The sequence below is a fragment of the Stenotrophomonas sp. GL_101 genome (genome assembly GCF_057835675.1).
The window spans coordinates 1,748,790-1,763,998 of the sequence record NZ_CM174432.1; the positions used below are offsets into that span (position 1 = coordinate 1,748,790).

Here is a 15,209-nt window from a genome sequence, read left to right on the forward strand (position 1 = left end):
GCGGCATCTGAATATCGAGGGGCTGATTGTGTCGGTAGCGTTGGTATGGTTCCGCCGGGATCTTCGGCTGCAGGACAACCCGGCATTGCAGGCGGCGCTGGAGGCCGGCCACCTCCCGGTGCCGGTGTATATCCACGCGCCGCATGAAGAGGGTGACTGGACCCCGGGCGCCGCCTCCGATGCCTGGCTGCACCGTTCGCTGGGCGCGCTGGGTGCCGATCTGCGCGCACGGGGGTCTTCACTGGTGCTGTGCCGGGGCGACAGCCAGGCTGTGCTGGAGCGATTGATCGCGCAGACCGGCGCGCAGGCGGTGTACTGGAACCGCAAGTACGAACCGGCCACCCAGCCACGCGATGCGACGATCAAGCGCGCGCTGCGCGAACAGGGCATCGACGCCCAAAGCCACAACAGTAGCCTGATGGTCGAGCCGTGGGACATCACGACCCTGCAGGGCGGCCCGTACAAGGTGTTCACGCCGTACTGGCGCAATGCACTGACTCGCCTGCAGGTGCCGGCACCGACGCGTCTGCCCGCCTGCCTGCCAGCGCACGGGGTGGAGGGCGATGCACTGGACGCCCTCGGCCTGGCCCCCACACTGGGCTGGGACACGCCGTTCTGGACGCACTGGCAACCCGGTGAAGCCGGTGCCCACGAGGCGCTGACGGTATTCATCGACGGCGCGCTGAACGGCTACCGGCAGCAGCGTGACCTGCCGGACCGGGTGGGCACCTCGCTGCTCTCACCGCACCTGCACTTCGGTGAGATCGCGCCATGGCAGATCGTGCGCCGGTTGCAGGGCGAGCGCAGCGCCAGTCGCGACGCCGATATCGACGGCTACCTCCGTGAGCTGGGCTGGCGCGAGTTCTCATATCACCTGCTGCACCACTTCCCGCAGACCACCGACCACAATCTCAATCCACGCTTTGACAGCTTCAAATGGGCTAGCCGCAACGAGGCACAGCTGCATGCCTGGCAGCAGGGCCGCACCGGCATCCCCATCGTCGATGCCGGGCTGCGCGAACTGTGGGCCACGGGCTACATGCACAACCGGGTACGCATGCTGGTGGCCAGCTTCCTGTGCAAGCACATGCGCCAGCATTGGCTGGAGGGCGCGCGCTGGTTCTGGGACACGCTGGTGGATGCCGACCTGGCCAACAACACGATGGGCTGGCAGTGGGTAGCGGGCACCGGCGCCGATGCCGCGCCCTATTTCCGCATCTTCAACCCGGTGACCCAGGCCGGGAAGTTCGACCCACAGGCGCGCTACATCACCCGCTGGGTGCCGGAGCTGGCCGCGCTGCCATTGAAGGCGCGCTTTGCACCGTGGCAGCACCCGCAGCTGTTGGCCGCGTACGCGCCTTCGTATCCCCGCATGCCGTTGGTCGACCTGGCCGCCGGTCGCGATGCGGCACTGGACGCTTACCGGCACACCGGCAGCGCGTAACGCCCGTGGCGAGGACGCTGCTTAGAAACCTGAACGCGGGGCAGATGGCCGTGTGCGTCGTCATCCCGGCATCGCGTCAGGCTGTTTATGCTCTGGGCGGCCCGCAAGCCGGTCACCCGGTAACCAAGGAGAACACCATGATCCGACCCGCAACCCGTAACGTGGCACTGGCCCTGATGACTGCCGTCGCCTTGTCGGCCTGTGCTACCGGTGGCTCGTACACCCAGTCCGACCCCTACGGCAATCCCACCGAGCAGCAGAACAAGACCGGCCGCAACGCGCTGATCGGTACCGCCGTTGGCGTGGCCGCCGGCCTGCTCAGTGGCAACAGTGCCACCGAGCGCCGCCAGCACGCGATGATCGGTGCCGGTATCGGCGCGCTCAGCGGTGCGGCGATCGGCCAGTACCAGGATCGCCAGGAACGCGCGCTGCGCGAGCGTACCGCCAACACCGGGATCGACGTTTCCCGCGATGGCGACAACCTGACCCTGAACCTGCCCGACGGCATCACCTTCGATTTCGGCAAGGCCACGCTGAAGCCGCAGTTCTACGGTTCGCTCAATGGCGTGGCCAGCACGCTTGCCGAGTACAACCAGACCATGATCGAAGTGGTTGGCCACACCGACAGCATCGGCAGCGATGCGGTCAACAACCGTCTGTCCAAGCAGCGTGCCGATTCGGTGGCTGCCTACCTGACCGCCCAAGGCGTGCAGGGTGCCCGTATCGAAACGCTGGGTGCCGGCAAGGCTTACCCGATCGCCGACAACAGCACCGACGCTGGCCGCGCGCAGAACCGCCGCGTGGAAATCCGGGTGATTCCGCTTCGGCAATAACGCGTAACGCGCAGCGTTACGGCTCCGGTCACCGGCCGGAGCAAAAATGCCGCCCTTGCAGGCGGCATTTTTGTGGGTACCGGCCGTTGGCCGGTACGCCATGAACCCACCTGCCTGAGCATCCGTCACCAGTCGTACTGCACCTGCAGCCGGGCGTAGCGCGGGGTGGTGTTGTAGCGCGCCTTGCCGTAGTTGAAGTAGTCGGTCACCGTGCCGGCCGCATTGACGTCATAGCCGGTCTCGTAGACCTGCACCGGCTTGACGGAATTGAACAGGTTGATCACCGACAGCTGCACGCTCAGCCCGGCCAGCGCGGCCGGCGAATACACCACGTTCGGGTTGAAGGTCGCCGTCCACGGCGTACGGCCGCTGCTGCCCAGCTTGGCGATGTCGTCCTCACCCACGTTGCAGGTGTGGAATACCCCGCGGTAGCCGAATTCCGTGCCGAAGGTGCCGTTGCCGCCGCCCAGGCAGCTGATCGGCGTGCCCGACTGCACCAGCAGGTTGGCGCCCACCTGCCACTGCGGGCTCAACTGGTAGCTGCCGAACAGCTTGATGCTGTGGCGACGGTCGTTGAACAGGTAGCCGTCGGCGCCGTAAGACAGCTCCTTGAAATCGAAGTCCGAGGTGGTGCCGGTGTCATCCTGGCCGTTGGTGCTCTTCACCAACCCTTCGTAGTTGCCGTGCAGCTTGGCCCACGTGTAGCTGGCACTGGCATACCAGCGTTCGGTGCGCTTTTCGGCGGACAAGGTCAAGGAGGTGTAGCGGCGCTTGGCTTTCGGTCCCAGGTCTTCGCCGGGGACGCGGATGCTGTCGGGCGTACCGTCGCCGTCCACGTCGATGTCCAGCACCAGGTCGCTGCCCGGGTTGTACAGCCAACAGCCGGGCAGGCCGCCGGGCACTTCCCACTCACTGTCCCAATGCGAGACGTCGTAGCCGGCCGCCTTGGCGGCGGTGTAGAGCGCGCGGGAATCGCAGGTGTCATCGATTACCTGGTTGATCCGGCGCAGGGTGAGCTTGGCGCCCAGGGTCCAGCCATCGATCCAGTCGTTCCCCGAGTGCAGTTGCCGCTGGTAGCCGAGGATGAACTCGTCCTGGGTATACGGCTTGAGCCCCTTGGAGGCGACCGCACGCGGGTTGGGGGTGCTCCCGTCGGCGCCGTTGACTACGCCGTCGGCGCTGCCATTGCGGTAGGAGCCGGTGATGTTCGGCTTGCCCGTTACCGGGTCGTACCCGTCGTAGGTGAAGTAGTCCATCGTGTAGTAAGAAGCTGTGGCGGCGCGCAGCGCCACGTTGGCCGCGATCGGCAACGAGTAGCGGCCGAGCGAGGCGTACAGCTTGCTGTCGCCGTCACCGGTGGGATCCCACGACAGGCCCAGCCGTGGCTGCCAGATGTTGTCCTGTTTGACGAACGTGGCGCCGCTGCCGTTGCGGTTGTCGAACGAGTCGTTGCGCAGCCCGGCGTACAGCATCAGCCGGTCGTTGACCTGCCAGTGGTCTTCCAGGTACCACGACGCCTGTTTGACGCCGATCGTGCCGCCGGTGCGGAAGTTGATGCGCTGGGCGTAGTTCGCGTAGAGGTTCCAGTATGCACCGCTGGAGTACGCAGTGCCTTGCACCGAGGTCCAGTCTTCCTGGCTGTAGCCGCCGCCGAGCTGGTGGTTGCCGAGTTGCCAGACCAGGTCGGCCTGAGTGGTGCGGCGTTCGTTGCTGCCGCTGCGCAGGCCCAGCTGGCTGTCCACTGCACAGCCCACCTGCTTGCCGAGTACGCGGTCCACCACGTACGGGCATTCACCGTCGGGAGCGTTGATGTCGCCCTCGTAGTCGCCGCGCTTTCCGTCCGGGCTGAGCGTGTACTCACCCGTGTGGTTGCGCATGCGGCCATGCTGCACGCTGGCGGTGAGGTCATCAGTGAGTTGGCCGGTCCACTTGAATACATGGGTGGTGCCACCGGCGCGACCTTCCTTGCGGCCGCGATAGTCGCTTTTGCCGGGCTCGGCATCGGGCTGGTCGCTGCTGTAGTCGGCGTCGTAGTAGTCGTAGCGGTAGCGTTGGCGGTTGTCGAAGCCGGTGTATTCCAGGTGGTTGCGGTCATTGAGGTACCAGTCCAGCTTCAACAGCCAGTACGGGTCGCGCGAGCGGTAGTCTTCCGCCGATGCCGACAGCGAGGCGGGCGGAACCGGCGTATCCGGATCGCTGGCCCGACGCGGGCCGCTGGCCGTGCGGCCACCGAAGGCGGTTCTGTCCGAGCGGCTCAGGCTGCCCAGCGCGAACACGAACAGTGTGTCCTCGATGAGCGGGCCACCGGCCCAGGCGCTGGCCACGTCGCTGGACCTGCTGTTGTTGTCGTACGAGCGCAGGATGCTGCCATCGCTGCGCAGGGTGTCCGGTGCATTCTCCCGTAGCGCAGAAGGCTCGGTGGTCCAGCTGAGCCCGCCTTTCCAGGTGTTGGTGCCGCGCTTGACGTTGACGCTGGTCACGCCGCCGGTGGAGAACCCGTAGCGTGCGCCATAGCCGCCGGTCTGCACGTCCAGCTGGTCGATGGCCTGGAACGGCACCTCGGAGAAGGACAGGCTGTCGAACAGGTTGGTGACGTTGAAGCCATTGACGTAGTAACTGTTTTCAGCCGCCGAGGCGCCACCGAACGAGGCCGGGCCAAAAAAGCTGCTGCTGGCCACGGTGCCTGGTGTCAGCAGCGAAATGCTGGTGATGTCGCGTGCCACCGGCAAGGTGTTGAGCTGCTCGGCGGTGAAAGTGGTGCGCGTTTCCACGCTGCCCAGGTCGATAGGGGCGGCGGCAATGGCGCGCACCTTGACCGTCTCCAGCGTGGCTGCCCGGGCGAAGTCCGCCTGCGTGGTCTGGCCTGCCACCACGGTTACCCGGCGTTGCTCGCTGCTGCCGTCGGCACGGGTGATGCGGACCTCGTACTGGCCGGTGGACAGCGCCGGCAGGCGGAAGCGGCCGTCAGGGTTGATCCGGGTCTCACGCGTGGTGCCAGCGTCCAGGTGCCGGATCTGCACCGTGCCCTGGGTGGCCCCGGGCACATGGCCAAGGATGTCCCCGACCGTGCTTTGCGCCAGCGCAGGCAGCGGCGACAGCAGGGCCACCAGCAACAGGGAGAGGGGGGTCTTGCGCGGTTGGATCCGTGCGCGGAACGGGTGGTGCATGTCTCGCCTCCAATGCATCCGGCCGGGCTGGCCAGGTCACGTGGGGCGGAACCTAACGCCGCGTAGACAGTGGAAGTGCGCAGTGGTTCGCGGCAGCGCTCGTCAATGTGACGCGGGTTGGAGAAACAGCGATTGGAATGATCAAAGGTGTGATGCAGTTCGCGCTGAAGGCCTCCGCAGGAGTGCGATGGATGCAGTGCGCAAGGGCGCCAATCACGACAATTCGCGCAGGCAGGGACAGATGCGACAAGGCCGCCCGGAGGCGGCCTTGTGCGGCAGTGGTTCGACAATCCACCGCAGGGAAAAAACCCGCGATCAGGTCGCGGTGACCGTCTCCAGAATCCGCTTCCCAGTGGCCTGCAGTTCCTCTTCGGCCTGCGCATTCTGCTGCTTGGCGAACTTCGCGTTCGGGCACTGCGCCAGCATGTAGTTGGCGTCGAAGTCGAGCTTGGCCACCAGGAAATCGACGAACGCACGCACCTTCGGCGAGACCAGCCGGCCGCCGGCGAACACCGCGTTGAAGTCCACCTCGGGGCCGGTCCAGCCCGCCAGTACGCGGCGCACCATGCCCGATTCGACGAACGGCTTGGCCATCACGTCACCGGTCAGCAGCAACCCTTCGCCACACACCAGCGCGCCGTTGAGCGCAGACGGGTCATTGGCCACCAGCAGTGGATTGACCGGGAAGTCGCGTAGGTCGCCGCCGTTCTCGCCCAGCTGCCAGAAGAAGCGGTTGTTGTTGAGGTTGCGCGCCTTGCGCATGGCCAGGATGCGGTGGAACTGCAGTTCGTCCGGATGCAGCGGCTCGCCGTAACGCTCGATGTAAGCCGGGCTGGCGAACACCTGGGTGCGCAGGCTGCCCAGCTTGCGCGCCACCAGGTTGGAGTCGGGCAGGGTGCCCACGCGCAGCGCGAGATCGGCTTCGCCTGCGATCAGGTCCAGCTTCTCGTTGCCCAGGTGCATGTCCAGCTGGATTTCCGGGTACTGCGCATGGAACTCGCCCAGCAGCGGCGCGATCCAGGTGATGCCGATCGAATAGGGCACGGTGAAGCGCAGCCAGCCGCGCGGGCCGGACTGCAACTGGTTGACTGCACCTTCGGCTTCTTCCAGCTCGCGGGCGATGCGCTGGCAATGCTCGTGGTACACCGACCCGGCCTCGGTCAGGCCCAGCCGGCGCGTAGTTCGATGCAGCAGGCGCGCGCCCAGCCGCGTTTCCAGTTCCTGCACCTTGCGGCTGACGGTGGTCTTGGGCAGGCCCAGTGCAGTGGCCGCGGCGATGAAGCTGCCTTGCTCGACCACCTTGACGAAGATCAGTGTGTCGTTGAGATCGTGTGCCATGACGGGTCCGAAGTCGGGGAGGGGATAGGGTGCCCGAAAGATTGTGCCGGGTACGGGACGATTATTCCCCTTAATCCGGACTAATCAAGTGGGAGTTTGAGGGCTAATGTGGCGCCATTCCCGAAACGAAGGACCTCAGCCATGTGGTTGCGGAACATTCTTGGCCGCGTACTGACCGGCCGCACCGCCTCGCTGGACCTGGCGATGACCGTTGAGAAACGGCCCCCGTCCTTGTCCTACAAGGCTTTCCGTGAGTTCACCCCGCCGGCCAAGATGCAGCGTGGCGGCAGCCTGCGCCTGGGTACCGGCAATCTGGAGCGACTGGGTCGGATTGGGATTATCCCGGCGACGGGAGTGAAAGTCCCATGAGCGGGACGCTGGCCCCCGAGGTCCTGGTTCTGGGCGGCACCGGCAGTGTCGGCCAGGGCATCGTGGCTGCGCTGCTGGAGGCCGGCAGCCCGGTTCTGGTGGTTGGCCGCGACCCCGGGCGGCTGGCGGCCCTGCACGAACAGTTCGCCGATGAGCCCGGGCTGGAAACCCTGCTGGGTTCCTTGGGCGACGATGCCTCGGCGCGCACCGTGGCCGAGCGCATCGGGCCGCGCCGGCGCGCGTTGTCGGCGGTGGTCGATGCGATGGGCGGGCCCTACCACCGTGGCCGGGTTACCGACCGCAGCGGCGATGCGTTGCTGGAGGCGCTGCAGGCCGACCTGATGCCGCACGTGCACGCCGCGCGCCACCTGTTGCCGCTGCTGCGCAGCGACACCCATCCACGCCGCTATGTGCTGCTGGGCGGCCCGGCCGGTTTCAAGCCGTGGGCCGGGCACGGTGAATCGTCCATCACCATGTCCACCACCCGCATGTACGCGCAGGTGCTGCACCAGGAAGCGCAGGCGCTGGGCGTGCGCGCGCAGATGCTGGAAGTGTGCAACCCGGTGTGTACCCCGGCCAATGCGGCCAACGCCTGCATCGAATGGCCCAGCGCCTTGTTGGTGGGTCGCCGGCTGGTGTCGCTGCTGGACAACTGCAGCGACAACCGCGCCATCGTGCGCTGCGATACCCGCGATGCCGAACTACCGCGCGGGCTGCTGCACCGGGATTGGCCTCCCCCGCTGTCGCGCGATACCGCCGGCGCTGCTTGACCTCTACCAAGGTTGAGGTCGCAGGATACGCCACCCGCCTTTTGCACTACCCCCGATTTTCGAATACCACCCCTACGTACGGATGCATGTCATGACTTCCTCCAATTCCACTTCGCATCGCTTCACCCGACGGCTGGCCATGGCCAGCGTGTCGATCCTCGCCGCCGCCGTGCTGGCTGCCTGCAGTGGTGGCCACGCCGAAGAAGCCGGCATGCCGCCGCCGCCGCAGGTAAGCGCCGCGCCGGTACTGATCAAGCCGGTCAACCAGTGGGACGACTTCAGCGGACGCGTCGAAGCGGTGCAGAGCGTTGAACTGCGCCCGCGCGTGTCCGGCTACATCGACAAGGTCAACTACGTGGAAGGCGAGGAAGTGAAGAAGGGCGATGTGCTCTTCACCATCGACGCGCGCAGCTACCAGGCCGAGTACGATCGCGCCCGTGCTGAACTGGCCCGTGCCCGTACCCAGTCCACCCTGGCCCGCAGTGAATCCGAGCGTGCCAAGAAGCTGTCCGAACAGCAGGCCATCTCCACCGAAACCTGGGAGCAGCGTCGTGCTGCCTCCGACCAGGCCGGTGCGACGGTGCAGGCTGCGCAGGCCGCGCTGGACGCGGCCGCGCTCAACCTGGAGTTCACCAAGGTACGCGCGCCGATCAACGGCCGTGCGGGCCGTGCGATGGTCACCGCCGGCAACCTGGTCACCGCCGGCGACAGCGCCAGCGTGCTGACCACGCTGGTGTCGCTGGATACGGTCTTCGTCTACTTCGATGCCGACGAAGGTACGTTCCTGCGGTACGCGCAGATGGCACGCAAGGGCGAGCGCCCGAGCGAGCGCGACAGCGACCTGCCGGTCAAGGTCGGCCTGTCCGGTGAAGAAGGCTACCCGCATGCGGGCAAGGTCGACTTCCTCGACAACCAGGTCACCCGCAGTACTGGCACCATCCGCGTCCGCGCGCTGCTCGACAACGCCGACCGCACCTTCACCCCGGGCCTGTTCGCCCGTGTGCAGCTGCTGGGCAGTGGCCAGTTCCAGGCCATGCTGATCGACGAGAAGGCCGTGCTCACCGACCAGGACCGCAAGTATGTGTATGTGGTCGACAAGGACGGCAAGGCCCAGCGCCGCGACATCCAGCTCGGTCGCAATGCCGAGGGCCTGCGCATCGTGCAGCAGGGCCTGACCGCAGGCGACCGGGTGATCATCGACGGCGTGCAGAAGGTCTTCATGCCCGGCATGCCGGTGCAGGCCAAGGTGGTTGCCATGCAACCGGCCGCTGCTGCGGCTGCGCCGGCGGCTGCACCGGTTGCGTTGAATTAAAGGCAGCCGACTGACAGTCGGCTCTACCGTGTCTGCCAGCGCCCCGTGCAGGGGAGCCCGCCACCGCTGTCGCCTGCGACAGCGGCCAGGGTCGTGCACGTCGGCGTTGGTGAAAACCCAGGAATCCACCCATGGACTTTTCCCGTTTCTTCATCGACAGGCCGATTTTCGCGGCGGTGTTGTCGATCGTGATCTTCGCCGCCGGCCTGATCTCCATCCCGATGCTGCCCATCGGCGAGTACCCCGAAGTGGTGCCGCCGTCGGTGGTGGTGCGTACCGTGTATCCCGGCGCCAACCCCAAGGTGATCGCCGAAACCGTGGCCACGCCGCTTGAGGAAGCCATCAACGGCGTTGAGGGCATGATCTACCTCAAGTCGGTGGCCGGCTCCGACGGCGTGCTGCAGATGACCATCACCTTCCGCCCGGGCACCGACCCGGACGAGGCGGCGGTGAAGGTGCAGAACCGCGTCGCCCAGGCGTTGGCGCGCCTGCCCGAGGACGTGCGCCGGCAAGGCGTGACCACCCAGAAGCAGTCGCCCACCTTCCTGATGGTGGTGCACCTGACCTCGCCGAAGGGCAAGTACGACACCCTGTACCTGCGCAACTACGCACGCCTGCACGTCAAGGACGCGCTGGCGCGCATCCAGGGCGTGGGCGATGCGCAGATCTTCGGCGGCGGCGACTACGCCATGCGCGCGTGGCTGGACCCGGACAAGGTCGCCGCACGCGGCCTGACCGCCAGCGATGTGGTTGGCGCGATGCGCGAACAGAACGTGCAGGTCTCCGCCGGCCAGCTCGGCGCCGAGCCGATGCCCAACAGCCAGTTCCTGACCCTGATCAATGCGCAGGGTCGCCTGCGCAGCGAGCAGGAGTTTGGCGACATCGTGCTCAAGAGCGGCACCGACGGTGAAGTGGTGCGCTTGTCCGACGTGGCCCGGGTGGAACTGGGTGCCGGCGATTACACCCTGCGCTCGCAGCTGGACGGCAAGAATGCGGTCGGCATCGGCATCTTCCAGGCTCCCGGCGCCAACGCGCTGGAGATCCGCGATGCGGTGATGGCCACCATGGAAGACATGCAGAAGACCTTCCCGGACGACGTCAAGTTCGAAGCGGTGTATGACACCACCATCTTCGTGCGTGATTCGATCAAGGCCGTGGTCACCACCCTGCTCGAAGCGATCGCGCTGGTGGTGCTGGTGGTGATCCTGTTCCTGCAGACCTGGCGCGCCTCGATCATTCCCTTGATCGCAGTGCCGGTGTCGATCGTGGGTACGTTCGCCGCGCTGTATGTGCTGGGCTTCTCGATCAACACGCTGAGCCTGTTCGGCCTGGTGCTGGCGATCGGCATCGTGGTCGATGACGCGATCGTGGTGGTGGAGAACGTTGAACGCAACATCGAAGAAGGCTTGACCCCCTTGGCCGCGGCCCACCAGGCCATGCGCGAAGTGTCCGGGCCCATCATCGCCATCGCGCTGGTGCTGTGCGCGGTGTTCGTGCCGATGGCCTTCCTGTCCGGGGTCACCGGTCAGTTCTACAAGCAGTTCGCGGTCACCATCGCCATTTCCACGGTGATCTCGGCGATCAACTCGCTGACCCTGTCGCCGGCCCTGGCCGCGCGCCTGCTCAAGCCGCATGGCGCGCCGAAGGATGCGCCGACCCGCATCATCGACCGTCTGTTCGGCTGGGTGTTCCGTCCGTTCAACCGCTTCTTCAAGTCCAGCTCGGAAAAGTACGAGCGTGGCGTGTCGAAGATCCTCGGCCGCCGTGGTGCGGTGTTCGTGGTGTATGCGGTGCTGCTGGTAGGGACCGGTTTCATCTTCAAGCTGGTCCCGCCGGGCTTCATCCCGACCCAGGACAAGCTGTACCTGATCGCCGGCGTGAAGTTGCCCGAAGGTTCCTCGATCGCGCGTACCGATGAAATGCTGCGCAAGGTCGCCAAGATCGCCCAGGAAACCGATGGCGTTGCCCACACCATCTCCTTCCCGGGTCTGAATGCACTGCAGTTCACCAACACGCCCAATACCGGTGTGGCGTTCATTCCGCTCAAGCCGTTCAACGAGCGTCATGGCCGCACGGCGGCGCAGATCAATGCCGAGATCAACCAGAAGATCGCCGGGCTGCAGGAAGGGTTCGCGTTCGCGATGATGCCGCCGCCGATCCTTGGGTTGGGCAACGGCAATGGCTACCAGATGTTCATCCAGGACCGTGGCAACCTGGGCTACGGCGCGTTGCAGAACGCGGTGCAGTCCATGCAGGGCGCGGTGGCGCAGACCCCGGGCATGGCCTTCCCGATCACCAGCTACCAGGCCAACGTGCCACAGCTGGATGCCGAGGTGGACCGGGTCAAGGCCAAGGCCCAGGGCGTGCAGCTGACCGAGCTGTTCGATACGTTGCAGACCTACCTGGGGTCGTCCTACGTCAACGACTTCAACCAGTTCGGGCGTACCTGGCAGGTGATCGCCCAGGCCGATGGCCAGTTCCGTGACAGTGTCGAGGACATCGGCAAGCTGCGGACCCGCAACGACCGTGGCGAGATGGTGCCGATCGGCTCGATGGTGACCGTCAAGGAAACCTTCGGCCCGGACCCGGTGCTGCGCTTCAACGGCTACCCGGCCGCCGACCTGGCCGGTGAAGCCGACCCGCGGATGCTGTCGTCGGCCGAAGCGATGACCAACCTCACCGCCATCGCCGCCAAGGTGCTGCCGGTCGGCATGGCCACCGAATGGACCGACCTGAGCTACCAGCAGGCCACCCAGGGCAAGGCCGCCTTCATCGTGTTCCCGGTCGCCATCCTGCTCGCGTTCCTGGTACTGGCCGCGCTGTATGAAAGCTGGTCGCTGCCGCTGGCGGTGATCCTGATCGTGCCGATGACGCTGCTGTCGGCGTTGTTCGGGGTGTGGATGACCGGCGGTGACAACAACGTGTTCGTGCAGGTCGGCCTGGTGGTGTTGATGGGCCTGGCGTGCAAGAACGCGATCCTGATCGTCGAGTTCGCCCGCGAGCTTGAGATGGGCGGCAAGGGCATCGTGGAAGCCGCGCTGGAAGCGTGCCGCCTGCGTCTGCGACCGATCGTGATGACCTCCATCGCCTTCATCGCCGGCACTGTGCCGCTGGTGCTGTCGCATGGCGCCGGCGCGGAAGTGCGCTCGGTCACCGGCATCACCGTGTTCGCCGGCATGCTCGGGGTGACCCTGTTCGGCCTGTTCCTCACTCCTGTGTTCTACGTGGCGCTGCGCAAGTTCGTCAGCCGCAACGGCGGTGGCCAGCTGGTCACCCACGGCGAACCGACCATCCACCATTGATCTACTCCCCCGCGAGGTTCATGCAATGAATACTGCTACCCAGAAAATCGCCCTGGTCACCGGTGCCACCCGCGGCATCGGCCTGGAAACCGTCCGCCAGCTGGCCCAGGCCGGCGTGCATACGCTGCTGGCCGGGCGCAAGCGCGACGTCGCCGTCGCCGAAGCACTGAAGCTGCAGGCCGAGGGCCTGCCGGTGGAAGCGGTGCAGCTCGATGTCGGTGATGCCGCCAGCATCGCCGCCGCCTTGCAGGCCGTGACCGAGCGTCACGGCCGCCTGGACATCCTGGTCAACAACGCCGGCATCCTGCTGGACGACATCAAACTGCCGCCGTCGGCGCAGTCCCTGGAGACCTGGCGCAACACCTTCGACACCAACGTGTTCGCCGTGGTCGCGGTGACCCAGGCGTTCCTGCCGCTGCTGAATGCCTCCCCGGCAGGCCGCATCGTCAACGTGTCCAGCATCCTCGGCTCGCTGACCCTGCACAGCCAGCCGGGCTCGCCGATCTACGGCTTCGCGGTGCCGGCCTACAACGCCTCCAAGAGCGCGGTGAATGCCTGGACCGTGCAGCTGGCGTTCGAGCTGCGCGACAGCACCACCAAGGTCAACACCGTGCACCCCGGCTATGTGAAAACCGATATGAACGGTGGCGAGGGTGAGATCGAAATCAGCGAAGGCGCGCGCTCCAGCGTCGGTATGGCGTTGATCGGTGCAGACGGCCCCAACGGCAGCTTCACTTACCTGGGCGAGGTGCTGCCATGGTGATCCGCCTGTTGACCGTGGCCGTGACCAGCGCGCTGCTGGCCGGCTGCGTCAGCGTCGGCCCCAACTACAAGGCGCCGCCGGCCGAGCCGGTGACGCTGCAGGGGGCCGCCGCGCCGGTGTTCAGCAGTGTTTCGCCGGTGGCCAGCTGGTGGGCGCAGTTCGACGACCCGGTGCTTGAGCAGCTTGTGCATGACGCCTTGGGTGCCAACCTGGACCTGCGCATTGCGATGGCCCGCGTGCGTGAAGCGCGCGCGGTGTTCGTCGAACAGCGCCTGGACCAGCTGCCGCACGTGACCGCCGGCGGCAGCTACGACCGCCGCAAGCAGCCCGATGCCACCGTGGGCGGCGAGCGGGTCTTCAGCGAAACCTACCAGCTCGGCTTCGACGCCGGCTGGGAGCTGGACCTGTTTGGCCGCCAGCGCCGTGCCGCCGAAGCGGCGCGCGCGGACCTGGGTGCCGAGCAGGACAACCTCGCCGATGTCCAGGTCACCGTGGCCGCCGAAGTGGCGCGCAACTACTTCGAACTGCGTGGGTCGCAGAAGCGCATCGACGTGGCCAAGCGCACCCTGGTCAACCTGCACGACACCCAGCGCCTGACCGAGGCACGCTGGGAGCTGGGTGCCGGTAGCGAACTGGACGTGCAGAGCAGCCGTGCACGGCTGAAGGCGATCGAAGCGGACATTCCGCTGCTGGAAGTGGCCGAAGTGCAGTCGCGGCATCGCCTGGCGGTATTGCTGGGCAAGCGTCCGGATGCACTGGACGACCTGCTGCAGCCGCGTGAAGTGCCGGCTTATGCCAAGCAGCTGCCGCTGGGCGATACCACCAGCCTGCTGCGCCAGCGTGCCGACGTACGCAGTGCCGAACGCCGGCTGGCGGCTGCCACCGCGCGGGTAGGCGTGGCCACCGCCGACCTGTTCCCGCGGATCAGCCTGAGCGGTTTCGTCGGCTTCCTGTCCGGCGATGCCAGCGGCCTGGTCAACGGCAACAACAAGGCGTGGTCGGTGACCCCGTCGATCAGCTGGGCCGCATTCGACTTCGGTACCGTCAAGGCACGTTTGCGCGCAAGCAAGGCGCAGGCCGACGGCGTGGCCGCCGAGTACGAAAAGGCGGTGCTGTTGGCGCTGGAAGACACCGAGAATGCGCTCACCCGGTATGCCAAGCAGCAGTCGCGGCTGGCGATCGTCGCCGAGCAGGCGCAGGCCGCGCGGCGTGCCGCGCAGCTGGCGCAGATCCGCTACCGCGAGGGTTCGGAAGACTTCCTGACCCTGCTCGACGCGCAGCGTACCCAGCTGGCGGCCGATGACGCACTGGCGGCGGCCGAATCCACGGTCAACGTCAGCGTGGTGGGCGTGTACAAGGCCCTGGGTGGTTGGGGGCAACAGCAGGACGCAGTGCCGGTGGCCGTCGCCGGCACGCTGCGGTAAGTGGGTGGGCGGGAGGACGTGCTGGCGTCCTTCCGCCCGGTTGCCGAGGTGACAAGCCAGAAACTCCCCGCGTTGTTGTGTAAGGAAACCGGCCATTGACGGGTTTGCCACTGCAACAGCCGACGGTGTCGATGTACAAGAGTTCCCTTCAAACAGGGAGCCGGGCGAGATGGAACGAGCAAGACGGGCACATGGCCTGCAAGGGGACGTGGACCCACCTGCGGCATCAGCGCTGTCGACAAGAGTGATCATCCTGCTGGTACTGGCCGCGCTGGTCGTCGCGCTGGGCTTCGCACGGCTGCCTGACAACCTGCTGCACATCGGCGTGGTGTTGGCCGGTGTGTTCCTCGCGATCGGCGCCCGGATCTTCCAGGCGCGCGATCAGCACCTGGCCTTGTGCCGGCTGTTGGGTGAGGCCGGTCCCGGGCGCGGTAGCTGATCACTGGCAAGCGCCAGGCCACCACCGCGTGTCGCCGTGGGGGCCCGT

11 protein-coding genes are annotated in these 15,209 nt (G+C 66.5%); 9 read left to right on the plus strand and 2 right to left on the minus strand.

Annotated features, from left to right (window positions below; all coding sequences use genetic code 11):
* Nucleotides 1-28: 28 nt before the first annotated feature.
* Together AC3IR9_RS07925 and AC3IR9_RS07930 are read left to right on the plus strand one after the other, a co-directional pair.
* Nucleotides 29-1,444 carry a cryptochrome/photolyase family protein gene (locus tag AC3IR9_RS07925; protein WP_489295193.1) on the plus strand — a complete coding sequence of 472 codons (1,416 nt, stop codon included), beginning with the start codon at nucleotides 29-31 and terminating at the stop codon, nucleotides 1,442-1,444.
* A gap of 137 nt (nucleotides 1,445-1,581) precedes the next feature.
* A complete protein-coding gene (locus tag AC3IR9_RS07930; protein ID WP_489295194.1) occupies nucleotides 1,582-2,277 on the plus strand; it encodes a YiaD family glycine zipper/OmpA-like lipoprotein in 696 nt (231 codons plus the stop codon).
* Between the two features lie 125 nt (nucleotides 2,278-2,402).
* On the opposite strand, the gene AC3IR9_RS07935 is transcribed toward AC3IR9_RS07930, so the two are convergent.
* Complete coding sequence (locus AC3IR9_RS07935) at nucleotides 2,403-5,444, minus strand: TonB-dependent receptor (RefSeq protein WP_489295195.1); 3,042 nt, start codon at nucleotides 5,442-5,444, stop codon at nucleotides 2,403-2,405.
* 315 nt (nucleotides 5,445-5,759) lie between these two features.
* Complete coding sequence (locus AC3IR9_RS07940) at nucleotides 5,760-6,782, minus strand: LysR family transcriptional regulator (protein ID WP_137189201.1); 1,023 nt, start codon at nucleotides 6,780-6,782, stop codon at nucleotides 5,760-5,762.
* A 141-nt stretch (nucleotides 6,783-6,923) separates the two neighbouring features.
* On the opposite strand from AC3IR9_RS07940, the gene AC3IR9_RS07945 reads away from it, so the two are divergent.
* From AC3IR9_RS07945 to AC3IR9_RS07975, 7 genes are all read left to right on the plus strand, one after another.
* Nucleotides 6,924-7,151, plus strand: a complete 228-nt coding sequence (locus AC3IR9_RS07945; RefSeq protein ID WP_489295196.1) for a hypothetical protein — start codon at nucleotides 6,924-6,926, stop codon at nucleotides 7,149-7,151.
* On the plus strand, nucleotides 7,148-7,921 hold the full coding sequence (locus tag AC3IR9_RS07950; RefSeq protein WP_489295197.1) for an SDR family NAD(P)-dependent oxidoreductase: 774 nt from the start codon (nucleotides 7,148-7,150) through the stop codon (nucleotides 7,919-7,921). The genes AC3IR9_RS07945 and AC3IR9_RS07950 overlap by 4 nt, the downstream gene beginning before the upstream one ends.
* 91 nt (nucleotides 7,922-8,012) lie before the next feature.
* The gene (locus AC3IR9_RS07955; RefSeq protein WP_489295198.1) at nucleotides 8,013-9,233 is read left to right on the plus strand and encodes an efflux RND transporter periplasmic adaptor subunit; all 1,221 of its coding nucleotides are present in this window, start codon (nucleotides 8,013-8,015) and stop codon (nucleotides 9,231-9,233) included.
* Between the two features lie 131 nt (nucleotides 9,234-9,364).
* Nucleotides 9,365-12,535 (plus strand): efflux RND transporter permease subunit, encoded by a 3,171-nt coding sequence (locus tag AC3IR9_RS07960; protein WP_489295199.1) that lies wholly within the window; start codon nucleotides 9,365-9,367, stop codon nucleotides 12,533-12,535.
* A 25-nt stretch (nucleotides 12,536-12,560) separates the two neighbouring features.
* On the plus strand, nucleotides 12,561-13,298 hold the full coding sequence (locus AC3IR9_RS07965; protein WP_489295200.1) for an SDR family oxidoreductase: 738 nt from the start codon (nucleotides 12,561-12,563) through the stop codon (nucleotides 13,296-13,298).
* Entirely contained in the window at nucleotides 13,292-14,722 is a 1,431-nt protein-coding gene (locus AC3IR9_RS07970) for an efflux transporter outer membrane subunit (RefSeq protein ID WP_489295201.1), read from the plus strand. The genes AC3IR9_RS07965 and AC3IR9_RS07970 overlap by 7 nt, the downstream gene beginning before the upstream one ends.
* A 244-nt stretch (nucleotides 14,723-14,966) precedes the next feature.
* Nucleotides 14,967-15,161, plus strand: coding sequence for a hypothetical protein (locus tag AC3IR9_RS07975; protein WP_489295202.1), 195 nt, complete (start codon nucleotides 14,967-14,969; stop codon nucleotides 15,159-15,161).
* Nucleotides 15,162-15,209 lie beyond the last annotated feature (48 nt).

Bases quoted from the DNA above. Each gene is read 5' to 3' on its own strand.
- AC3IR9_RS07930 (WP_489295194.1), top strand. From the start codon at position 1,582: ATGATCCGACCCGCAACCCGTAACGTGGCACTGGCCCTGATGACTGCC.
- AC3IR9_RS07935 (WP_489295195.1), bottom strand. From the start codon at position 5,444: ATGCACCACCCGTTCCGCGCACGGATCCAACCGCGCAAGACCCCCCTC.
- AC3IR9_RS07940 (WP_137189201.1), bottom strand. From the start codon at position 6,782: ATGGCACACGATCTCAACGACACACTGATCTTCGTCAAGGTGGTCGAG.
- AC3IR9_RS07945 (WP_489295196.1), top strand. From the start codon at position 6,924: ATGTGGTTGCGGAACATTCTTGGCCGCGTACTGACCGGCCGCACCGCC.
- AC3IR9_RS07950 (WP_489295197.1), top strand. From the start codon at position 7,148: ATGAGCGGGACGCTGGCCCCCGAGGTCCTGGTTCTGGGCGGCACCGGC.
- AC3IR9_RS07955 (WP_489295198.1), top strand. From the start codon at position 8,013: ATGACTTCCTCCAATTCCACTTCGCATCGCTTCACCCGACGGCTGGCC.
- AC3IR9_RS07960 (WP_489295199.1), top strand. From the start codon at position 9,365: ATGGACTTTTCCCGTTTCTTCATCGACAGGCCGATTTTCGCGGCGGTG.
- AC3IR9_RS07965 (WP_489295200.1), top strand. From the start codon at position 12,561: ATGAATACTGCTACCCAGAAAATCGCCCTGGTCACCGGTGCCACCCGC.
- AC3IR9_RS07970 (WP_489295201.1), top strand. From the start codon at position 13,292: ATGGTGATCCGCCTGTTGACCGTGGCCGTGACCAGCGCGCTGCTGGCC.